At 35.2% G+C, this 15,710-nt stretch carries 19 protein-coding genes and 3 pseudogenes; 16 read left to right on the top strand and 6 right to left on the bottom strand.

The genetic code is table 11. From position 1 onward, the window contains the following. Positions 1-19 precede the first annotated feature (19 nt). The 4 genes from AC0IXC_RS20715 to AC0IXC_RS20700 all read right to left on the bottom strand — a co-directional run bounded on the left by AC0IXC_RS20715 (position 20) and on the right by AC0IXC_RS20700 (position 3,476). On the bottom strand, positions 20-325 hold the full coding sequence (locus tag AC0IXC_RS20715) for a hypothetical protein (protein WP_471653216.1): 306 nt from the start codon (positions 323-325) through the stop codon (positions 20-22). Positions 326-380: 55 nt separating this feature from the next. Continuing rightward, entirely contained in the window at positions 381-1,565 is a 1,185-nt protein-coding gene (locus AC0IXC_RS20710) for an MFS transporter (protein ID WP_471653215.1), read from the bottom strand. Between the two features lie 76 nt (positions 1,566-1,641). Then, the gene (locus AC0IXC_RS20705) at positions 1,642-2,322 is read right to left on the bottom strand and encodes a FadR/GntR family transcriptional regulator (RefSeq protein WP_471653214.1); all 681 of its coding nucleotides are present in this window, start codon (positions 2,320-2,322) and stop codon (positions 1,642-1,644) included. A gap of 164 nt (positions 2,323-2,486) precedes the next feature. Then, entirely contained in the window at positions 2,487-3,476 is a 990-nt protein-coding gene (locus AC0IXC_RS20700) for a zinc-dependent alcohol dehydrogenase family protein (protein ID WP_471653213.1), read from the bottom strand. 361 nt (positions 3,477-3,837) lie between these two features. Here AC0IXC_RS20700 and AC0IXC_RS20695 point away from each other — a divergent pair, with 361 nt between their 5' ends. The 4 genes from AC0IXC_RS20695 to AC0IXC_RS20680 all read left to right on the top strand — a co-directional run bounded on the left by AC0IXC_RS20695 (position 3,838) and on the right by AC0IXC_RS20680 (position 6,826). After that, positions 3,838-5,055, top strand: coding sequence for a sensor histidine kinase (locus tag AC0IXC_RS20695; RefSeq protein ID WP_471653212.1), 1,218 nt, complete (start codon positions 3,838-3,840; stop codon positions 5,053-5,055). After that, positions 5,045-5,689, top strand: coding sequence for a response regulator (locus AC0IXC_RS20690; RefSeq protein ID WP_002188596.1), 645 nt, complete (start codon positions 5,045-5,047; stop codon positions 5,687-5,689). The genes AC0IXC_RS20695 and AC0IXC_RS20690 overlap by 11 nt, the downstream gene beginning before the upstream one ends. Before the next feature lie 163 nt (positions 5,690-5,852). Further along, positions 5,853-6,287, top strand: coding sequence for a hypothetical protein (locus AC0IXC_RS20685; protein ID WP_471653211.1), 435 nt, complete (start codon positions 5,853-5,855; stop codon positions 6,285-6,287). 122 nt (positions 6,288-6,409) lie between these two features. Next, a complete protein-coding gene (locus AC0IXC_RS20680; protein WP_002140696.1) occupies positions 6,410-6,826 on the top strand; it encodes a hypothetical protein in 417 nt (138 codons plus the stop codon). Positions 6,827-6,866: 40 nt separating this feature from the next. Here the strand turns inward: AC0IXC_RS20680 and AC0IXC_RS20675 are convergent, their stop codons facing one another. Then, positions 6,867-7,007, bottom strand: a complete 141-nt coding sequence (locus tag AC0IXC_RS20675) for a YflJ family protein (RefSeq protein ID WP_000273535.1) — start codon at positions 7,005-7,007, stop codon at positions 6,867-6,869. Between the two features lie 152 nt (positions 7,008-7,159). On the opposite strand from AC0IXC_RS20675, the gene AC0IXC_RS20670 reads away from it, so the two are divergent. Further along, positions 7,160-7,522, top strand: coding sequence for a hypothetical protein (locus AC0IXC_RS20670; RefSeq protein ID WP_002064091.1), 363 nt, complete (start codon positions 7,160-7,162; stop codon positions 7,520-7,522). A gap of 26 nt (positions 7,523-7,548) precedes the next feature. On the opposite strand, the gene AC0IXC_RS20665 is transcribed toward AC0IXC_RS20670, so the two are convergent. Beyond that, positions 7,549-7,734, bottom strand: coding sequence for a YhzD family protein (locus AC0IXC_RS20665; protein WP_000539551.1), 186 nt, complete (start codon positions 7,732-7,734; stop codon positions 7,549-7,551). Positions 7,735-7,902: 168 nt separating this feature from the next. Between AC0IXC_RS20665 and AC0IXC_RS20660 the strand changes: the two genes are divergently transcribed. The 11 genes and pseudogenes from AC0IXC_RS20660 to AC0IXC_RS20610 all read left to right on the top strand — a co-directional run bounded on the left by AC0IXC_RS20660 (position 7,903) and on the right by AC0IXC_RS20610 (position 15,672). Further along, the gene (locus AC0IXC_RS20660; RefSeq protein WP_341087650.1) at positions 7,903-9,144 is read left to right on the top strand and encodes a metallophosphoesterase family protein; all 1,242 of its coding nucleotides are present in this window, start codon (positions 7,903-7,905) and stop codon (positions 9,142-9,144) included. Continuing rightward, positions 9,141-12,066: pseudogene (locus AC0IXC_RS20655) on the top strand (ATP-binding protein). The gene AC0IXC_RS20660 and the pseudogene AC0IXC_RS20655 overlap by 4 nt, the downstream one beginning before the upstream one ends. A gap of 41 nt (positions 12,067-12,107) precedes the next feature. Beyond that, positions 12,108-13,052, top strand: a complete 945-nt coding sequence (gene yhaM, locus AC0IXC_RS20650; protein ID WP_002011096.1) for a 3'-5' exoribonuclease YhaM — start codon at positions 12,108-12,110, stop codon at positions 13,050-13,052. A gap of 123 nt (positions 13,053-13,175) precedes the next feature. Continuing rightward, the gene (locus AC0IXC_RS20645; RefSeq protein WP_215590863.1) at positions 13,176-13,418 is read left to right on the top strand and encodes a hypothetical protein; all 243 of its coding nucleotides are present in this window, start codon (positions 13,176-13,178) and stop codon (positions 13,416-13,418) included. Positions 13,419-13,554: 136 nt separating this feature from the next. Further along, positions 13,555-13,662: pseudogene (locus AC0IXC_RS20640) on the top strand (WXG100 family type VII secretion target); the annotation flags it as partial. Further along, positions 13,636-13,914: a GH-E family nuclease gene (locus tag AC0IXC_RS20635; protein ID WP_326998434.1), complete on the top strand. Its 279-nt coding sequence runs from the start codon at positions 13,636-13,638 to the stop codon at positions 13,912-13,914. The pseudogene AC0IXC_RS20640 and the gene AC0IXC_RS20635, both read left to right, overlap by 27 nt. Before the next feature lie 16 nt (positions 13,915-13,930). Further along, positions 13,931-14,458 (top strand): ankyrin repeat domain-containing protein, encoded by a 528-nt coding sequence (locus AC0IXC_RS20630; protein ID WP_012260492.1) that lies wholly within the window; start codon positions 13,931-13,933, stop codon positions 14,456-14,458. Between the two features lies 1 nt (position 14,459). Continuing rightward, on the top strand, positions 14,460-14,804 hold the full coding sequence (locus AC0IXC_RS20625; RefSeq protein WP_012260493.1) for a DUF2185 domain-containing protein: 345 nt from the start codon (positions 14,460-14,462) through the stop codon (positions 14,802-14,804). 126 nt (positions 14,805-14,930) lie between these two features. Beyond that, positions 14,931-15,209 (top strand): annotated as a pseudogene (locus AC0IXC_RS20620) (MerR family transcriptional regulator); the annotation flags it as partial. Then, the gene (locus tag AC0IXC_RS20615) at positions 15,192-15,347 is read left to right on the top strand and encodes a hypothetical protein (protein ID WP_012260494.1); all 156 of its coding nucleotides are present in this window, start codon (positions 15,192-15,194) and stop codon (positions 15,345-15,347) included. The pseudogene AC0IXC_RS20620 and the gene AC0IXC_RS20615, both read left to right, overlap by 18 nt. Further along, positions 15,340-15,672, top strand: coding sequence for a DUF2185 domain-containing protein (locus tag AC0IXC_RS20610; RefSeq protein WP_012260495.1), 333 nt, complete (start codon positions 15,340-15,342; stop codon positions 15,670-15,672). Before AC0IXC_RS20615 ends, AC0IXC_RS20610 begins: the two co-directional genes overlap by 8 nt. Positions 15,673-15,710: the final 38 nt, after the last annotated feature.

Below are 15,710 nucleotides of genomic sequence, written 5' to 3'. Positions count from 1 at the left end.
CCCGCTTATTCTTTTTGGATTAGGAAAAGTTGTTTCCTGTCTTGCAATAAATTTCATAGGCAAAAAAACCAAATAAATAGCCTATTCCAGATCCTAAACTAATGGAAAGCAGTGAGAAATCCGGAAAAAACATACCGAAAATCAAACCGATCATACAGCCAACAAGCATTCCCATAGGTATTAAACTATCTAATAACAGTTGAGCTTTTTGAGCTTTTTTCTTACCTAATTTTCCGTTCTTATATTTATGTTCCAATCTTTTAATTACAAATACTACAATTCCACCAACTATTACAACAGGCGCGATTGCCGAAATGAACCACATGTTAGAAGCTCCTTTCGTTTTTAATTAAATTATACCATATATTAACATTTTGAATTTAAGCGGAGACAAGATCTTCTGCATTTCTTTTCCTTTTATTCATGACTAAAGTTAATAGGAATAAAAGGAAGCTTAAAAGTGCCATTATAATAAAAATTTGCGTATAACTATTAAAATAGTCACGAGCGATTCCTGCTAGGACAGGAATGAATCCGCCCATAATATATCCTCCTGACTGCATCATAGCAGTCCATGCACTCGCATCTTCTGAAGTTTTTGTTTCATATAGCGGTAGCATAAGAGCGAGTGGAAATACGCCGCCAAGCCCGATACCTAGTAAAATAGAAGGGACCCATGGTGTAGTTAATGGGTAAATCATAAGCGATAAACCTACGAGTACAAAGCATATACTTCCTAATAACCAAAGTGCTCGGTTTTTATAAATATCCGCTAATGTTGGAATTAAAAAGCTGCATATCATTTGAATCACTGTAAAAACAGTTATAAGAGTACCAGCTTGTTCGCTACTGACACCCATACTTTGATTTGCTGGCGCAAGCCAAGTCGTAATGGAGTAAAAGATTCCTGATTGTAGTCCGAAAAAGATTGTGAACAACCATGCTTTTTTATTTCTTAAAGGTAAGCTATTATTCTTTTTATCTTGTGTACTCGTATTCTTTTTTCGTTTCATAACCGGATACCAAAATATAATAGCGATTATAGTAAGTACACCCCAAAAAGCGAGTGCCATATTCCAATCGTCTTTTAATACATGTTGTAAAGGAATCGTTAATCCTGCACTTAAAGAAGCGCCAGTTCCCATGCCTACTGAATATATTCCAATCATTAAGCCGATTTTCGTAGGGAATTTTTCTTTAATAAAACCTGATAGTAACGGACCTGCAAGTGCAATTCCAATGCCGATAAATAAAGAGCTCGCGAATAATGTGGAAATGGAAGAGGTAAAAGCCCTCATACATGTAGCAAAGCCAATTAAAATAAGACAAGCCATAATTGATTTTTCTGCCCCATATTTTTTAATTACCTTCCCAGTCAGTAAGGCGAATGTCCCCATACAAAAAACAGGAATAGCTGTTAAAAAACTAACGGAAAAATTGCTTATATTTAAGTCTTGTCGGATGGTTTCTAATAAAGGTGAAATAGATGTAATTCCGATACGTAAATTAATGGAAACAAAAAATAGTGCTAGTATATACAAATAAGTTCGTCCTTGATGTTTCAATTTGATTTTCTCCTCTCATAAACATCAGATGTTATTGAGTATATCATCTGATGTTTAAGTGTAATATATAAGGAGCTTATTTCAGCTCCAAATTTTGAACGGCGTATGTTCGTGCCTCTTCGGTATTTTGTTTTAAAATAGCTTGGAATAATTTTTCATGAATTTCAGAGTTATCTTCATAGTTCACTGTATTTAATATTAATTGGCTTAAAATGTGGCGAAGGGCAGGTACGAAAGATTGATACAAATCAAGTAGAACTTCGTTTTTGCTCGCCTTTGCAATTGCTAGATGAAACTGAATATCTGCATCTATGTATGCTACATAATTTCCTTCTTGAAGGGCATTTTTTCTTTTATTCAAATGTCCTTTTAAATATAAAAGATCCTCTTCGCTTCGGCGCTGTGCCGCTAACATCGCTACTTCTTTATCTAACATATTTCTTGCTTCATACACATGATTAATATTAGCTGCTTGCAGTCGTTTTTCAAATGAATCTTGCGCTGTATTTAGTGAGACAATACGAGTACCTTGTCCTTGTCGAACTTCTAATATGCCAGCATGTACTAATATCTTTATGCTTTCTCGCAGCGTTGAACGTCCTACCCCTAACTCTTCCATTAATTGCGGCTCTGTAGGGAGGCGATCACCAACTTCATACTCGCCAGAAAAGATTTTCTCTTGTAGACGTTCTAGCACTTCATCGACTAATTTCCGCCGAGAAACTTTTGAAAAAGATTTCTTTTCGTTTATATTCATCTGCTCATCTCCTGTTATATTTATTTTTATGATAACCAATTTAAGTTCTGTTGACAATGTTATTTTTTAGGTAGTTGAAGCCGGGATACTAAAATAGGGTTTATAAGACATAAAAAAATCTATTTTGAAAAAATCAATCAAAATAGATCTTTCAATAGCATTTACTAACTCGTCAAAAACACTTTCCCCTTCGTTTTCTCAGCAGACTGCACAATATCAACCGCACTTTTCACATCTGCTAAGTCATATGTAGAATGGACTGTCATGAAACGTAATTGCTCATTTTCCACTAGGCGAATTAAGTGACGAAACGTTTCTTGCCATTTATATGGTGATACTTCTTTATTCCAATGTCGTAAATGAAATATATTCGCGTGCACCTTTGCTTTCGTGACAATCTCTGCCCAGTTAACTTGTATTCCTGATAGAAGGCCGATCGTTAAAAAGCGCCCATTTGGACGTAAGGAGAAAGCTAATTCATTTCCATCCGGTCCCCCGATAGAATCAATCGCTGCATCTGCACCAAGCCCGTTTGTTAACTCCATAACTGTTTCATAAAGCGGGGCAGTGGAAGTATCTATTACATATTCGGCACCGAGGCGCAGTAATTCTTCTGTATGCTTATTATTTCTCGTAACTGCAATTAATCGGAAGTTTAAAATTTGTGATAACTGAGCAAAAAGATGACCAATAGCGGATCCACAAGCATTTACTAATAAAATATCATTCTGTTTTAAGTTTAGCGTTTCTGTGCATGTGACCCAAGCTGTAAGGGGATTAATATACATTTGCGCTGCTGTAAAATCATCGATGGAATCAGGAATAGGGACTACAAAATCAGCTGATGTCTTCACATATTCTTGCCAAGTACCTTCCCCGCGTAACGGTAAAACACGTTTACCGATAAGGTCTCTAGTAACGCCCGCGCCTACATCTTCTACAATACCAACACCTTCATAACCAGGGATGTTAGGTAAAGGGATTCTATGTGCATACGCTCCGGTTACGGGAATTAAGTCAGATGGATTAATCGGTCTAACTAACATACGAGCTAAAACTTCATTATCTTTTAATGGTTCTATATTTTTATATTCAACTTGTAATACATCTTTTGGGTTACCAAACTTGTGAAATTGAATGTGTTTTCCGTGCAAGATAAATGTTCCCCCTTAGTTTGATTGGGTTTATTATAGCATTTTTGGTTTGAGGGGTTATTTCATTAGTACTAGATAGAAGGGAACGGAAAGTCGTCGTTTATACTTTGAGGAGATTTTGATTGTGCAAACTTTTAAAATATACATTAATTATGTAGCATTGTATGGATTGCTGAATAATAATCTTACATAAACATCAATGCATTTCGATATGCAATATTTCATATTTGCATTTGGTAATGAGGATGAAGAGGAATAAGTGACTTATCCCGCTATTTGTGGGAGTCGGGCTGTATGTAAAAGCCTTCACTTTATCAAAATGTAAGTTGCATCTTGTATAATGTAATGGTGGAGGTCAGATATGAAAAAAATAAGTTTAAATATAGATTTGGATACAAATGTATTGGAAGTGGTATTTATTCCAAGAAGGTTTATTATTTTATGGATTACACTCGTATATATAGCTTCAGTACTTTTAGAATTTCGTAATAATATTTTCTCTATGGATAGTTTTTTCTTTACAATAGTCATTGTTATTCATACTATTTTTCATTGGTATGCGAGTTCATTAAAAAATAGGCAATTGTTGTACTTCTTTTTTGTACAACTTTTCATTGTGTTTTTGGCTGCGTTTATTGCAACAAATGCTTCGATAGCGATTTTTGTTGGATTAACTCCTATTTTAATCGCCCAAAGTTTATATGTTTATAACAATATATTTAAAGTAATGGCAGTTTTTACTCTGATGTATGCAATATTTTGTGCTGCAATTAGTATCAATTATGGTGTGAATAAATTAGCTATTCTTATCTCTATGTTTCTTTTAGTGTTAGCAATTATTATTCCTTTTTCTTATATTAATAAGCAGCAATTTGATGCGCGTAATCGTATACAGAGCTATATTCAAGAGTTAGAGTCTGCATATATGAGAGTGGAAGAATTGACATTAGCTAATGAAAGGCAGCGTATGGCAAGAGATTTACATGATACGTTAGCGCAAGGTTTAGCAAGCTTAATTATGCAATTGGAAGCGATAGATGCCCATATGCAAAAAGGGAATACAGGACGATCTCAAGAGATTATGAAACAAACTATGATAAGAGCGAGACAAACTTTACATGATGCAAGGTTGGTTATTGATGATTTGCGTCATACTACTAATTCATTTAATGGAGCAGTAAAAGAAGAGGTTCAACGTTTTTCTGAAGCTACGTCTATACATGTGAGACTTACTATTCAAAGTCCACCGTATATTTCAAGCGTAGTAAAAGAGCACTGCTTATATGTAATTAGTGAATGTTTAACGAATATCGCAAAACATTCACAGGCAGCAGATGTAAATTTAAATGTTGAATATATCGATGATCTTGAAAAACTTACTATTGAAGTTGAAGATAATGGAATTGGTTTTGACACTAGATATATCGGTAAGAATCCTGGACATTATGGTTTAATTGGTCTAAATGAGCGTGTTCGATTGATTAAGGGAGAAATACATATATTGAGTGAAAAGATGAAAGGTACGAAAGTGTATATTCAAGTGCCTATAAATAAAGAAGGAGATAGCCATGAAACATAACGTATTAATTGTAGATGATCATTTCGTTGTAAGAGAAGGTCTGAAATTAATAATAGAAACGAGTGATTCATTTCAAATTATAGGTGAGGCTGCAAACGGAGAAGAAGCCCTTTCTTTCATAGAAAAGAAGAAACCTGATGTCATTTTAATGGATTTGAATATGCCTAAAATGAGTGGTTTAGAAACAATTGAGGCTTTGAATGAAAAACAAAACCATACGCCGATTATTATATTAACTACTTATAACGAAGATGAATTAATGTTAAAGGGAATTGAGTTAGGGGCAAAAGGATATTTGCTAAAAGATACGGATCGTGAGAATTTGTTTCGAACATTGGAAGCGGCTATTCGAGGTGAGATTTTACTACAACCAAATATTATGGAAAAGATAGTGAAGTATAAAAGGAAAGAAGTACATGCTGATAAGGGTGCAGAAAATAACTTAACGGTTAAAGAATTGTTTGTGCTGAAAGCTATTGCGCGCGGATATAAGAATAAAGAAATTGCATTTGATATGGGAATAGCTGAGCGAACGGTAAAAGCATATTTAACAAATATATACAATAAATTAGGTGTTAATTCACGGTCAGAAGCAGTAGCTGTATCTATTGAAAGGAAGTTAATTCATTTTTAAAACATTATATATGCCCAATCGTACATTATAGGCTTGCCCTTTTGTACGATTTTTTTATTTCTTTCTCATGTTATGCTTCAGAAAGTATGAGAGATTTAAGAACAATCTAATTGCATTACAATTATAGACGTTTCTAATGTAGGAAAGGAAGAAGAATAATTAAATGGAAACTTTGCTTTTAATTCCTGTATTAATTTTCTTTATTTGGCTGCAAAGCAAACAAAGAAAAATAAACTGGATAGATATTATAACTTTTCTCATGATGATAGGGATTATTACTTATACGGCGCCGCAACAAATGACTAGGGATTTACAAGCAGAGTTACTGGCAGTTACGCTTATTTCTTTCGCTATTGGTGTTTGGCAAGGTGGGGGAATTAAAGTCTGTTATGAGGATGAAATTTTATATATTACAAATGGAAAACAGTATTCCATTTCATGGATTCTTTTAATAATTGGCAACATAATTATTATTAATATATTTGAAGGGGGATTTACATTTAATGGATCGTGGTTTCTTTTGTGTGGTGTTGTCATTACATCTGGGGTGAAAAACAGTATTCTATGTGTTCTGTACAAATTAACAGTGCGAAATTGAATGGAAAACCAAAGCTATTTTCTTTTACCCCAACATAAAACGTATTGCTGTAAGTTCATTAAAAGACCGTAGTTGATAAAAAATGAGATGGAAGTATTGGAAGAATGGGGGAGTTAACGTAGATGTTTCTACCTATTACTACATTTGATAGGTTTAGTTGGCTGGGGAATGTTGCTTTCTCTTCAGAAAAGACTAGTAGGAATCGAGCGCTATCGAGGGCTGAAGAAAGAGATGTTAATTTGTGTAATAAGAACTGTATAGGTTCAGTTAATAATATGCATCAAAAAATAACGATAGATTCTGTGGAATATGGTGATAATTGTGTATTGGGCCGTGCAGAACCTCATTCAACAATTGTCATAACGAGTGGCGATATGTATGTTGGAAGCGGACCGGTTAATAAGTATGGAGAATTTAAAATATATACAAATGATTATCTGGAAGAGTATTCGGTAATAGAGATTCAGTTGATAATGGGCGGTTTCTATCAAGGAAGTATAACGGTAAAGTTAAGGTATGATGATTTCCTTTTTATTTAGTAAATAAAAAGGAAGCAACCGTAGTCGCTTCCTACATCTATTAAGCCGAAGCTTTCTTCATTCTCTCAAGTAAACTAGATAAAATATGTGTACGATAAGATTCTAGTTTTTTACCTTCGTAAGTACGAATCCCTAATTTTTTAAGTTCTTTTACATACCAACCTTTGCTTCCGAAATACATGTGATCGCTCCCCTTCAACTTTGTTTATTTGTCCTGATTGTACTTGGAGGTACGGGTAATATAATGAAGGAAATGAATTTCGCGCGAAAATGGTTAACTTTGTTGCAAAAGACATATATACTAAGGGTAGTATATAACGAGGTGGGCAAGACGTGATTATAGAGAAGCACGAAATTCAAATTGACCAAATTACGAGCGGTAAAGTGAATATCTTTACTTTCTATAGAAATAGAAAGCAAGTTGATGATCATTTTTTACGATTGCAAGAACCATCGCTTACAGCAAACTACTTCTTCCATTTTCATTTTGATGCAGAGAGCTTGCATCTTCTGCAGGAAGAGTTTCCAGGCGTATATCCGTACGACCGTAGTGACACGATTCACGACTGGACGGAAAAGATGAAAGCGGAATTGCAACATCAGATCCAAACAGGTAAATGGAATAAACGCGTACGTATCGGTAATCGCATTCTAGATGTGGTGTTTACGTGGTGTGACGAAGATATAGTAGAGTGAAAAAGAAGCGGATGACGCTTCTTTTTTTAGCGCTGGAATAAAACGAGCTTACCTGCAGAAGATGTGCAGCGATGTGTTTTTTCGTACAATCCTTTTTCTTGTAAAATAGATTCACCTTTTGCTTTCGCTTCTTTTTCAGTTGCTGCCTCGAATGATTCGTCTAATGCTTTTGAACCATCTTTTTCAAAGACTGTTAGAACGTATACTCCCATGAAAATTCCCTCCAATAATTAAAATCAGAATCTTATAACTATTTTGGCATAAATCAATAGAATATGCAAAGAAATATATGACATTGCGTGGTAAAATAAAAGGAAAGTTTTATGAGCACTAGATTTACTATTCGTAGTAAAGTACGGAAAAGGAAAGGATCGTTATTTGTGAAACAAGTGAAGTTTATACATGCGGCTGATTTGCATTTGGATAGTCCGTTTAAAGGGATGGAAATGAATGTACCACAGTCTGTTTGGGAGAGAATGAAGCAAAGTACGTTTGAATCGTTCGAGCGTATTGTTGATAAAGCGATTCAAGAGCGCGTTGATTTCGTATTACTAGCCGGGGATTTGTATGATGCGGAGACGAGAAGTTTGAGAGCGCAAGTGTTTGTGCGTGAGCAAATGAAGAGACTTTCGCAGTACGATATTCCCGTTTTTATTATTCACGGTAACCACGATCATTTAGGGGGAAGCTGGGCAGCGATTGAGTTTCCGGAAAATGTTCACGTGTTTACGGAGCCTTATGTGGAAGAGAAGTCATTTTATAAAAATGGTGAGCTTGTAGCTTCTATTTACGGGTTTAGTTATTTGCAGCAAGCGGTAACGGATAATATGACAGCGCAGTATACGAAAATGAGTGATGCGCCTTTCCATATTGGAATGCTTCACGGAAGTGTGGAAGGGGATGCAGAGCATAATCGTTATGCACCGTTTCAAATTCGTGAGCTGAAGGAAAAGCAGTTTGATTATTGGGCTCTTGGCCATATACATAAACGTGAAATTTTAGCAGAAGAGCCGTACATTATTTATCCGGGTAATATACAAGGTCGTCATCGTAAGGAAACAGGGGAGAAAGGTGCGTACCTTATTGAACTTACGAAACAAGGAACGCATTGTTCATTTTTCCATACGGCGGATGTTGTGTGGGATGAGATTGAAGTTAGTATCGATGGACTTGAAACTGTTGATGATCTTATGACGAGCGCGTCAAGTGCGATGAATGAATGCAGAAGAGAAGAGGAAGGCACGCTTTTAACTGTCGTATTTACAGGGCAGGGGCCACTTTCTCCTTATTTGCGTGAAGACAAGCGCGTGGAAGAGATTTTTCATATTTTAGCAGCTGGCGAAGAGCGAAAAGACTTTGTGTATGCGATGAAGTGGAAAAATGAGACGGTTTCTTTTGCGGAAATTGAACGTTTGAAAGAAGAAAATCATTTCGTCGGTAGTGTGCTGAAAGAGTTAGAAGCTTTCACAAATATGGACGGAGTATTGCGCACCATTTGGACATCTCCTGTAGCACGTAATAGCATTGAAGCTTTTACGGAAGAAGAGAAGAAAGAGATTCAAAAGGAAGCGGAAAATATTATTTTAGAGCAATTATTCCAGCAAGAGAGGGATAAAAAATGAGAATTGAAAAACTCCATATTTATGGCTATGGAAAACTAGAAAATGTGGAAATGGATCTGTCAATGCTGACGGTGTTGTACGGTGAAAATGAAGCGGGAAAATCGACAATTCGCTCGTTTATGAAAAGTATTTTATTCGGTTTTCCGACGAGAGGACAGCGCTGTTATGAACCGAAAGAAGGCGGGAAGTATGGCGGAGCGGTCACTGTTCAAACAGAAAAGTACGGCCGTTTGAAAATTGAACGATTGCCAAAGACGGCAGTTGGTGAAGTGACCGTTTATTTTGAGGACGGGAAAACTGGCAGCGAAGATATTTTAAACGATATATTAAGCGGTGTGAATGAAAGCTTATTTGATTCTGTTTTTTCATTTGATATGCATGGTCTTCAAAATATTCATCAGCTCGGAGAAGCGGATATCGGCAATTATTTATTTTCGGCCAGCGCAGTCGGAAGTGATGCGTTATTGCAGTTAGATAAAAAATTAGAAAAAGAAATGAATCAGCGCTTTAAGCCGAGTGGTCGTAATCCTGAAATTAACGTGTCACTGCAAGAGATGAAGAAAATTGAGGAAAAGATGAAAGAGTGGCAAGGGAAGATTGGCACGTATGAAAAACAGGTCGAGCAGTTAAAAGAAAGTGAAGAGAAACTTGCTTCTGTTCGTGCGGAAAAAGAGTCAGCCGAAAGACGAAAGCAAGATTATGAAATATTAGCGGCGCTTGAGCCTCTCGTTATTGAAAAGAGTGCGCACGAGAAAGTGTTGAAAAGCGAGAACGGGCAGTTTCCTGTAAACGGAATGGCGCGCTATGAGGCGGTAAAGGCAAAGATAGAACCGCTGCAAGTACAAGTAGATTCACTTCAAAAAAAGATAGAAACAGTGCAATCAGAAATTGATTCCACAGAAATAGATGAAGCATTTTTACAAAAAGAAAGTTACGTAGAAGAACTTCGTATGCAGCATATGTCTTATGAAAATGCACGCCAAGAAATGCGTGATATGACGGGAAGTATTGCGAATATAAAAGAAGAAATCGCAGAACTACAGCAACAAATTGGCGCTACTTTTGAACAAGAGACTGTTCTTTCATTGGATATAAGTTTAGCGACGAAAGAATTAATTACACAAACGGTGCAAAAAGCGAGAGAGTTAGAAACGCAAAAAACGCAGCTTGATGAACGTTTCAAAACGGCTCAGGAGCAATTAGAAGAGCAAGAAGAAAATATAAGACAAATAAGTCAGCAAATGTTAGCTGATGAAGAAAGAAATACGTTAGTTGAGAAAGAAAAATCATTTCAGGATGCGGCATTTTTAGGAATGGGCGCAGAGAGAATGAAGCGCAAGTATGAGGAAAAAGCAGGGGCGGCTATGCAAAAGAAAAAACAGTGGCAAAGAATTTGTCTTCTGTTACTTCTTATTAACACGCTTGTTTTATTCACGAGTCTATTTATAGATAACCGCGTGCTGTTATTTATTAGTGTGATTGTTTTTGTAGGGATTGTTTTAGCACTCGTTTTATATAAAGATCCTTCGGGTGGATTACAAGAAGAGCTTCTTACTCTTCAGCAAAGTGCTGGCGGACGACAAAGTGAAGAAGCGATGTCTGTTCGTTATCAGTTAGAAAAAGATGAAGAGATTCGTAAGCTATTTGAGCGTGAGTCGTATAAGTTGCAGCAAATGGAGCGAGCGTATGATAAAGTCGTTTCATCTTATGAGGAATGGGAGAGAGAAACGTTCCAAATAGGAGAACAAGTAGATGCGTATAAAACGCGTTATATGTTCCCAGAATTTTATACGTATGCGCACATATTGCCGGCGTTTGAGCGTATTGAAAAAATGCAACAATTATATCGTGATTTAGAGAAGCAAAGTAAGCGGAAATCTTCATTGTATGAAATGATTTCGCACTTTGAGCATAAACTAGAAACTGTTATCGGTAGCACGGAGTATAGCAATTTGCATGAGGCGCAAAGTCGTATGCAAAATGAAAAAGAGAAGCGCCAAACTTGTAAGCAGCTGAAAGAGAAGCTGGTGGAATGGCAAGAAGAATATGAGTTCATGCAAGAGCAATTAAAACAACTACTAGTAGAGCGCGATGGGTTATGGCATATCGCAGAATCTACAGATGAAGAGATGTTTTTAGAAGCAGGAAAATTGGCAGAGAAACGTGAAGACGCGGATAAGCAAGTGGGGCGTTTATTACCTCAAATTGATTTGTTAGAACAGCGCTTAACGAGTTTGTCATTAGCTGAGCATTATGAGGCTGACGGTTATGATGAAAAATTAAAGCAAGAAATTACAGCCGCGCAAAACTGTCTGGCGCAAGAGAAAGAACTGACAGAGCGTATTGCGAAGCATCGAATAGAAATTGCGAATTTAGAAGAAGGCAGTACGTATGGTGATTTACTACATGAGTGGGAAATGAAAAAATCACAAGTGCGTGAACAAGTGAAGAAGTGGGCTGCGTATGCGGCCGCAAAGACGGTGTTAACGAAAACGAAGCAATATTATCATGAAGTGCATTTACCACGCATTTTACAAAAATCTGAAGAGTATTTCGTGTATTTAACAGGCGGAAGATATAGTAAAATATTCTCACCGTCAGAAGCGGAACCTTTCATTGTCGAACGTAACGATGGTATGCGTTTTTACAGTCATGAACTAAGCCAAGCGACAGCGGAGCAGTTATATTTATCGTTACGATTTGCACTAGCGAAAACGTTTGAGCATGATTATCCATTTATTATTGATGATAGCTTCGTACATTTTGACGCGGTAAGGACGAATCGAACGATTGAACTTATAAAAGAAATTGCGAAAGATAGACAAGTTATCTTCTTTACATGCCATGCGCATTTACTAACGTATTTTACAGAAAAACAGATTATAAAATTAGTGCGTAAGCGTTAAAGAAAATGAGTTGTAGTATGCTATACTAAAAGTAACTGATTTGGTGGAGGAATTCGAATGAAAAAGAAAATTGTAGAATATGAAGTTGGTGAACAAGTCGATGTTTTCTTGTTAATTAAAACAGCGACAAAAGGTCTCGCAAGCAATGGCAAGCCGTTTTTAACAGTAATCTTACAAGATCCAAGTGGAGATATTGAAGCAAAGCTATGGGACGTATCGCCAGAAGTTGAGAAACAATATGTAGCGGAAACAATCGTTAAAGTAGCTGGAGATATTCTAAACTATAAAGGACGTATTCAATTACGTGTGAAACAAATTCGTGTTGCGAATGAGAATGAAGTAACAGACATCTCAGACTTTGTAGAAAAAGCTCCAATAAAAAAAGAAGATATGGTTGAGAAAATTACGCAATACATATTTGAAATGAGAAACCCGAACATACAGCGTCTAACAAGACATTTGTTAAATAAGCATCAAAACGAATTTTTAGAATATCCAGCAGCGACAAAGAACCATCACGAGTTCGTATCTGGACTAGCTTACCATGTTGTATCAATGTTAGATTTAGCGAAAGCTATCTCGGCTCTGTACCCATCGTTAGATAAAGACTTACTATATGCGGGCGTTATTTTACACGATCTTGGTAAAGTATTTGAGCTATCTGGACCAATTTCTACGACGTATACGTTAGAAGGAAATTTACTAGGCCACATTTCTATCATGGTGAACGAAATTGGTAAAGCAGCAGACGAACTACAAATCGATGCAGAGGAAGTATTAATCCTTCAGCACATCGTCCTTTCCCATCACGGAAAAGCAGAATGGGGTAGTCCAAAACCACCATTAGTAAAAGAAGCAGAAATTCTGCACTACATCGATAACTTAGATGCAAAAATGAACATGATGGACCGCGCATTAGGACGTACAAAACCAGGTGAATACACTGAGCGTGTCTTTGCGCTTGATAACCGTTCGTTCTATAAGCCAACTTTCCATAATTAAGATTGTGAATAGAATGGCCTCATTAAGTGTTAAAAGCTTAGTGGGGCTGTTTTCTTTATTAAAAATGAAATAGTTAAAATGAAATAATTGAAGAAGAAGCATTGAAAAGGGTAGGTTCTAAAAATGCGAAAAAATGAGTTAGAACAGAAATTATTACAAGAAGAGGTGCCAAAGGATTTATATAGTTTAAAGGGTGGATTACCAAACGAATCGTATTGTTTTAATGAACAGAATGGAGTATGGAAAGTATATTATAGTGAGCGAGGAACAAAGAGTAACCTTAAGACATTTAATTCTGAGACAGAAGCATGTGAATATTTCTATACTAGTTTAATTGAGATGTTAAAAGGAATGGGTGTAATTTAAAACTGAAATAAAAGGGCATTTCCGTTTGGGGGTGCTCTTTTATTTTATATACACATTATTATACTAATCTAAAGTTTCTGTATTTACATTTTTTCTTTTTATCTCATAATTTTAATTGGGGAAAGGGAGGAAAGAAATGGTTCAAATCACAGTGACACCTGAAATGCTAGAAGAAGTTGCTAATCGTGCAAGTAATACCAGAATCGCATTAGAATCTATACATAATAATTTATGTATAGATGTTTTTGATAAACAGATAGACCCAGATGGGATTTTACGGGATCCTAATACTAGTGAGGTACTTGACTGGAAACCTGGACAGGCACGAAAAAATAAAGTAGATTTTGGTCATACAGAAGGAAATACTTATAAGAATATGTTTGAGAAATATAAAAATCGTGAGATTACTCTTAAAGAGTTAAAAGAATTTCAGTTTAATTCGGATAATTTCAGATTAGAAAAGCCCTCTGTAAATAGAAGTCATAAATATGAGTAGTTAGGAAGATGATGGAATGAAAATATTAAATGTTTTTGATGCAGTTAGAGAAGGAACTTTTGAAGATTTCAAAAAATTTTATGATGGTGATATTAATCAAATTGATAGTGATTTAGATATTAATTTATTGTGCATGGCTATGACTAATAATAAAAATTCTAGTGAAAAACTTAAAATTATAAAATTTTTACTAGAAGAGGGTATTGATATTAATTACACTACAGCTAAAGATAAAAGGAATGCATTGCATATGTTTTATTTTTGTGTTTTACGCCCAACAATAGAATATGAATTAGAGATAACAAGATTACTTATTGATAATGAAATTAATATAAATGCTTTGGATAAATATAATGCTATTCCTTTGAAGTATGCTATTACGATAAATAAATTGTCTACAGAAGACAATAAAGACATGTATAAATTACTTATTAAAAATGGTTCAAACTATAATTTGAAAGATCAATCTGGAAAATCATGTGTAGATTATGCTAAAGAGTATTCTTGGAGAAATGATTTATTAACTATTATTGAGGAGTGTTAATATGAAAGTAAATAATTCTGATTACGGGGGCTTTATTGTTTCTAAAAATGTTGTAGCTGGAAAATCAATACGTTATACATTTAGGGAAAAATCAGAAATTCCTCAATTAAATGGGTGGACTATTTATTCTTCGGAAGATGATGATGAATATGTAAATGATTCTAGTAATTTTCAAGTATTAGGAGCAAGCTCTATATTAGAAATAGCTCCAGTTATGTTAGAAATTTTTGATGCTCCTTATGGTACTGATTTATGTTGGCTGTATGAAGAAGATATTCATGTAGGATTTTATGATTTAATAAGTGAAAATGAGAAAGAGATTGATCAAATTTTAAAAGGAAATTGATATTATTTTTTAAGTTGAGAGGGCAATTCCGAAAGGGATATGCTCTTTTTGTTTTATCTAGATGTATAGAAGACATATAGGGTGTTTTATGAAGATTTATGTTTGAGAACAGGGGTGAAATGAAAATTGGAACTAAAATCGGAAATGTATACACCGAAAATTATTGCGGATCATTTAGGGGTGACTCTCGATTTGCTTAAAGTATGGTCAAACAGAGCGAAGTCAGGAAGGATATCCGAGATACTCGAAGGAAAATATAGAAGAATTAAAAGCTATAAGAGAAAAAATACAGGTGCAAAAATGGTCTTATGATCAAGTTCGAGATGGTGTAATAGAGAAATTGATTCGTTTCTTTCAAAAGAAGAAAAATCGCAAATAGAAAAGAAATTGGATGAAGTATTAGAAAAGTTATATAATTTGTGGTTTTCTCAACCAAACTTAGATTTAACTTCTAAAGATAGTACAGGATTTTCAGCTATTGAATACGCTAGAAAATTCCCATATGGAGCAAGTTTAATTGAAAGGATGGAAAAATATGAATAAAAAAGAGCCTATTGAATTTATTGAAAAAGCTGGGGCCTGTATTGTTTCAAAAAATATAATAAATGAAACAGGAAAATTGAAATGGATATTGAGAGAGCAATCAATAGATGCGGTAGATAATGGTTGGAGATTCTTTTCAGAAATTGATGATGATGATTATATTAATAATCCTGATAATTTAGTAGTATGTGATTTTAATACTGTAGCAAATATTGAACCGGCCATTCTGGGAATATACGAACTACCAATAGGTAGTGATTTACAATTAGTTTCTGAAAATGGAAAAATAAGATTTGTTGATAATTTAACTGGTAAAGAAGTTTGATGAGAATACGAAAATCTAAAGACAACAAGGTAAAATGG

The organism is Bacillus sp. AC266 (genome assembly GCF_979253805.1).
Note: the sequence above shows the minus strand (reverse complement) of the source record. Positions and strands in the feature narration are given on the sequence as shown.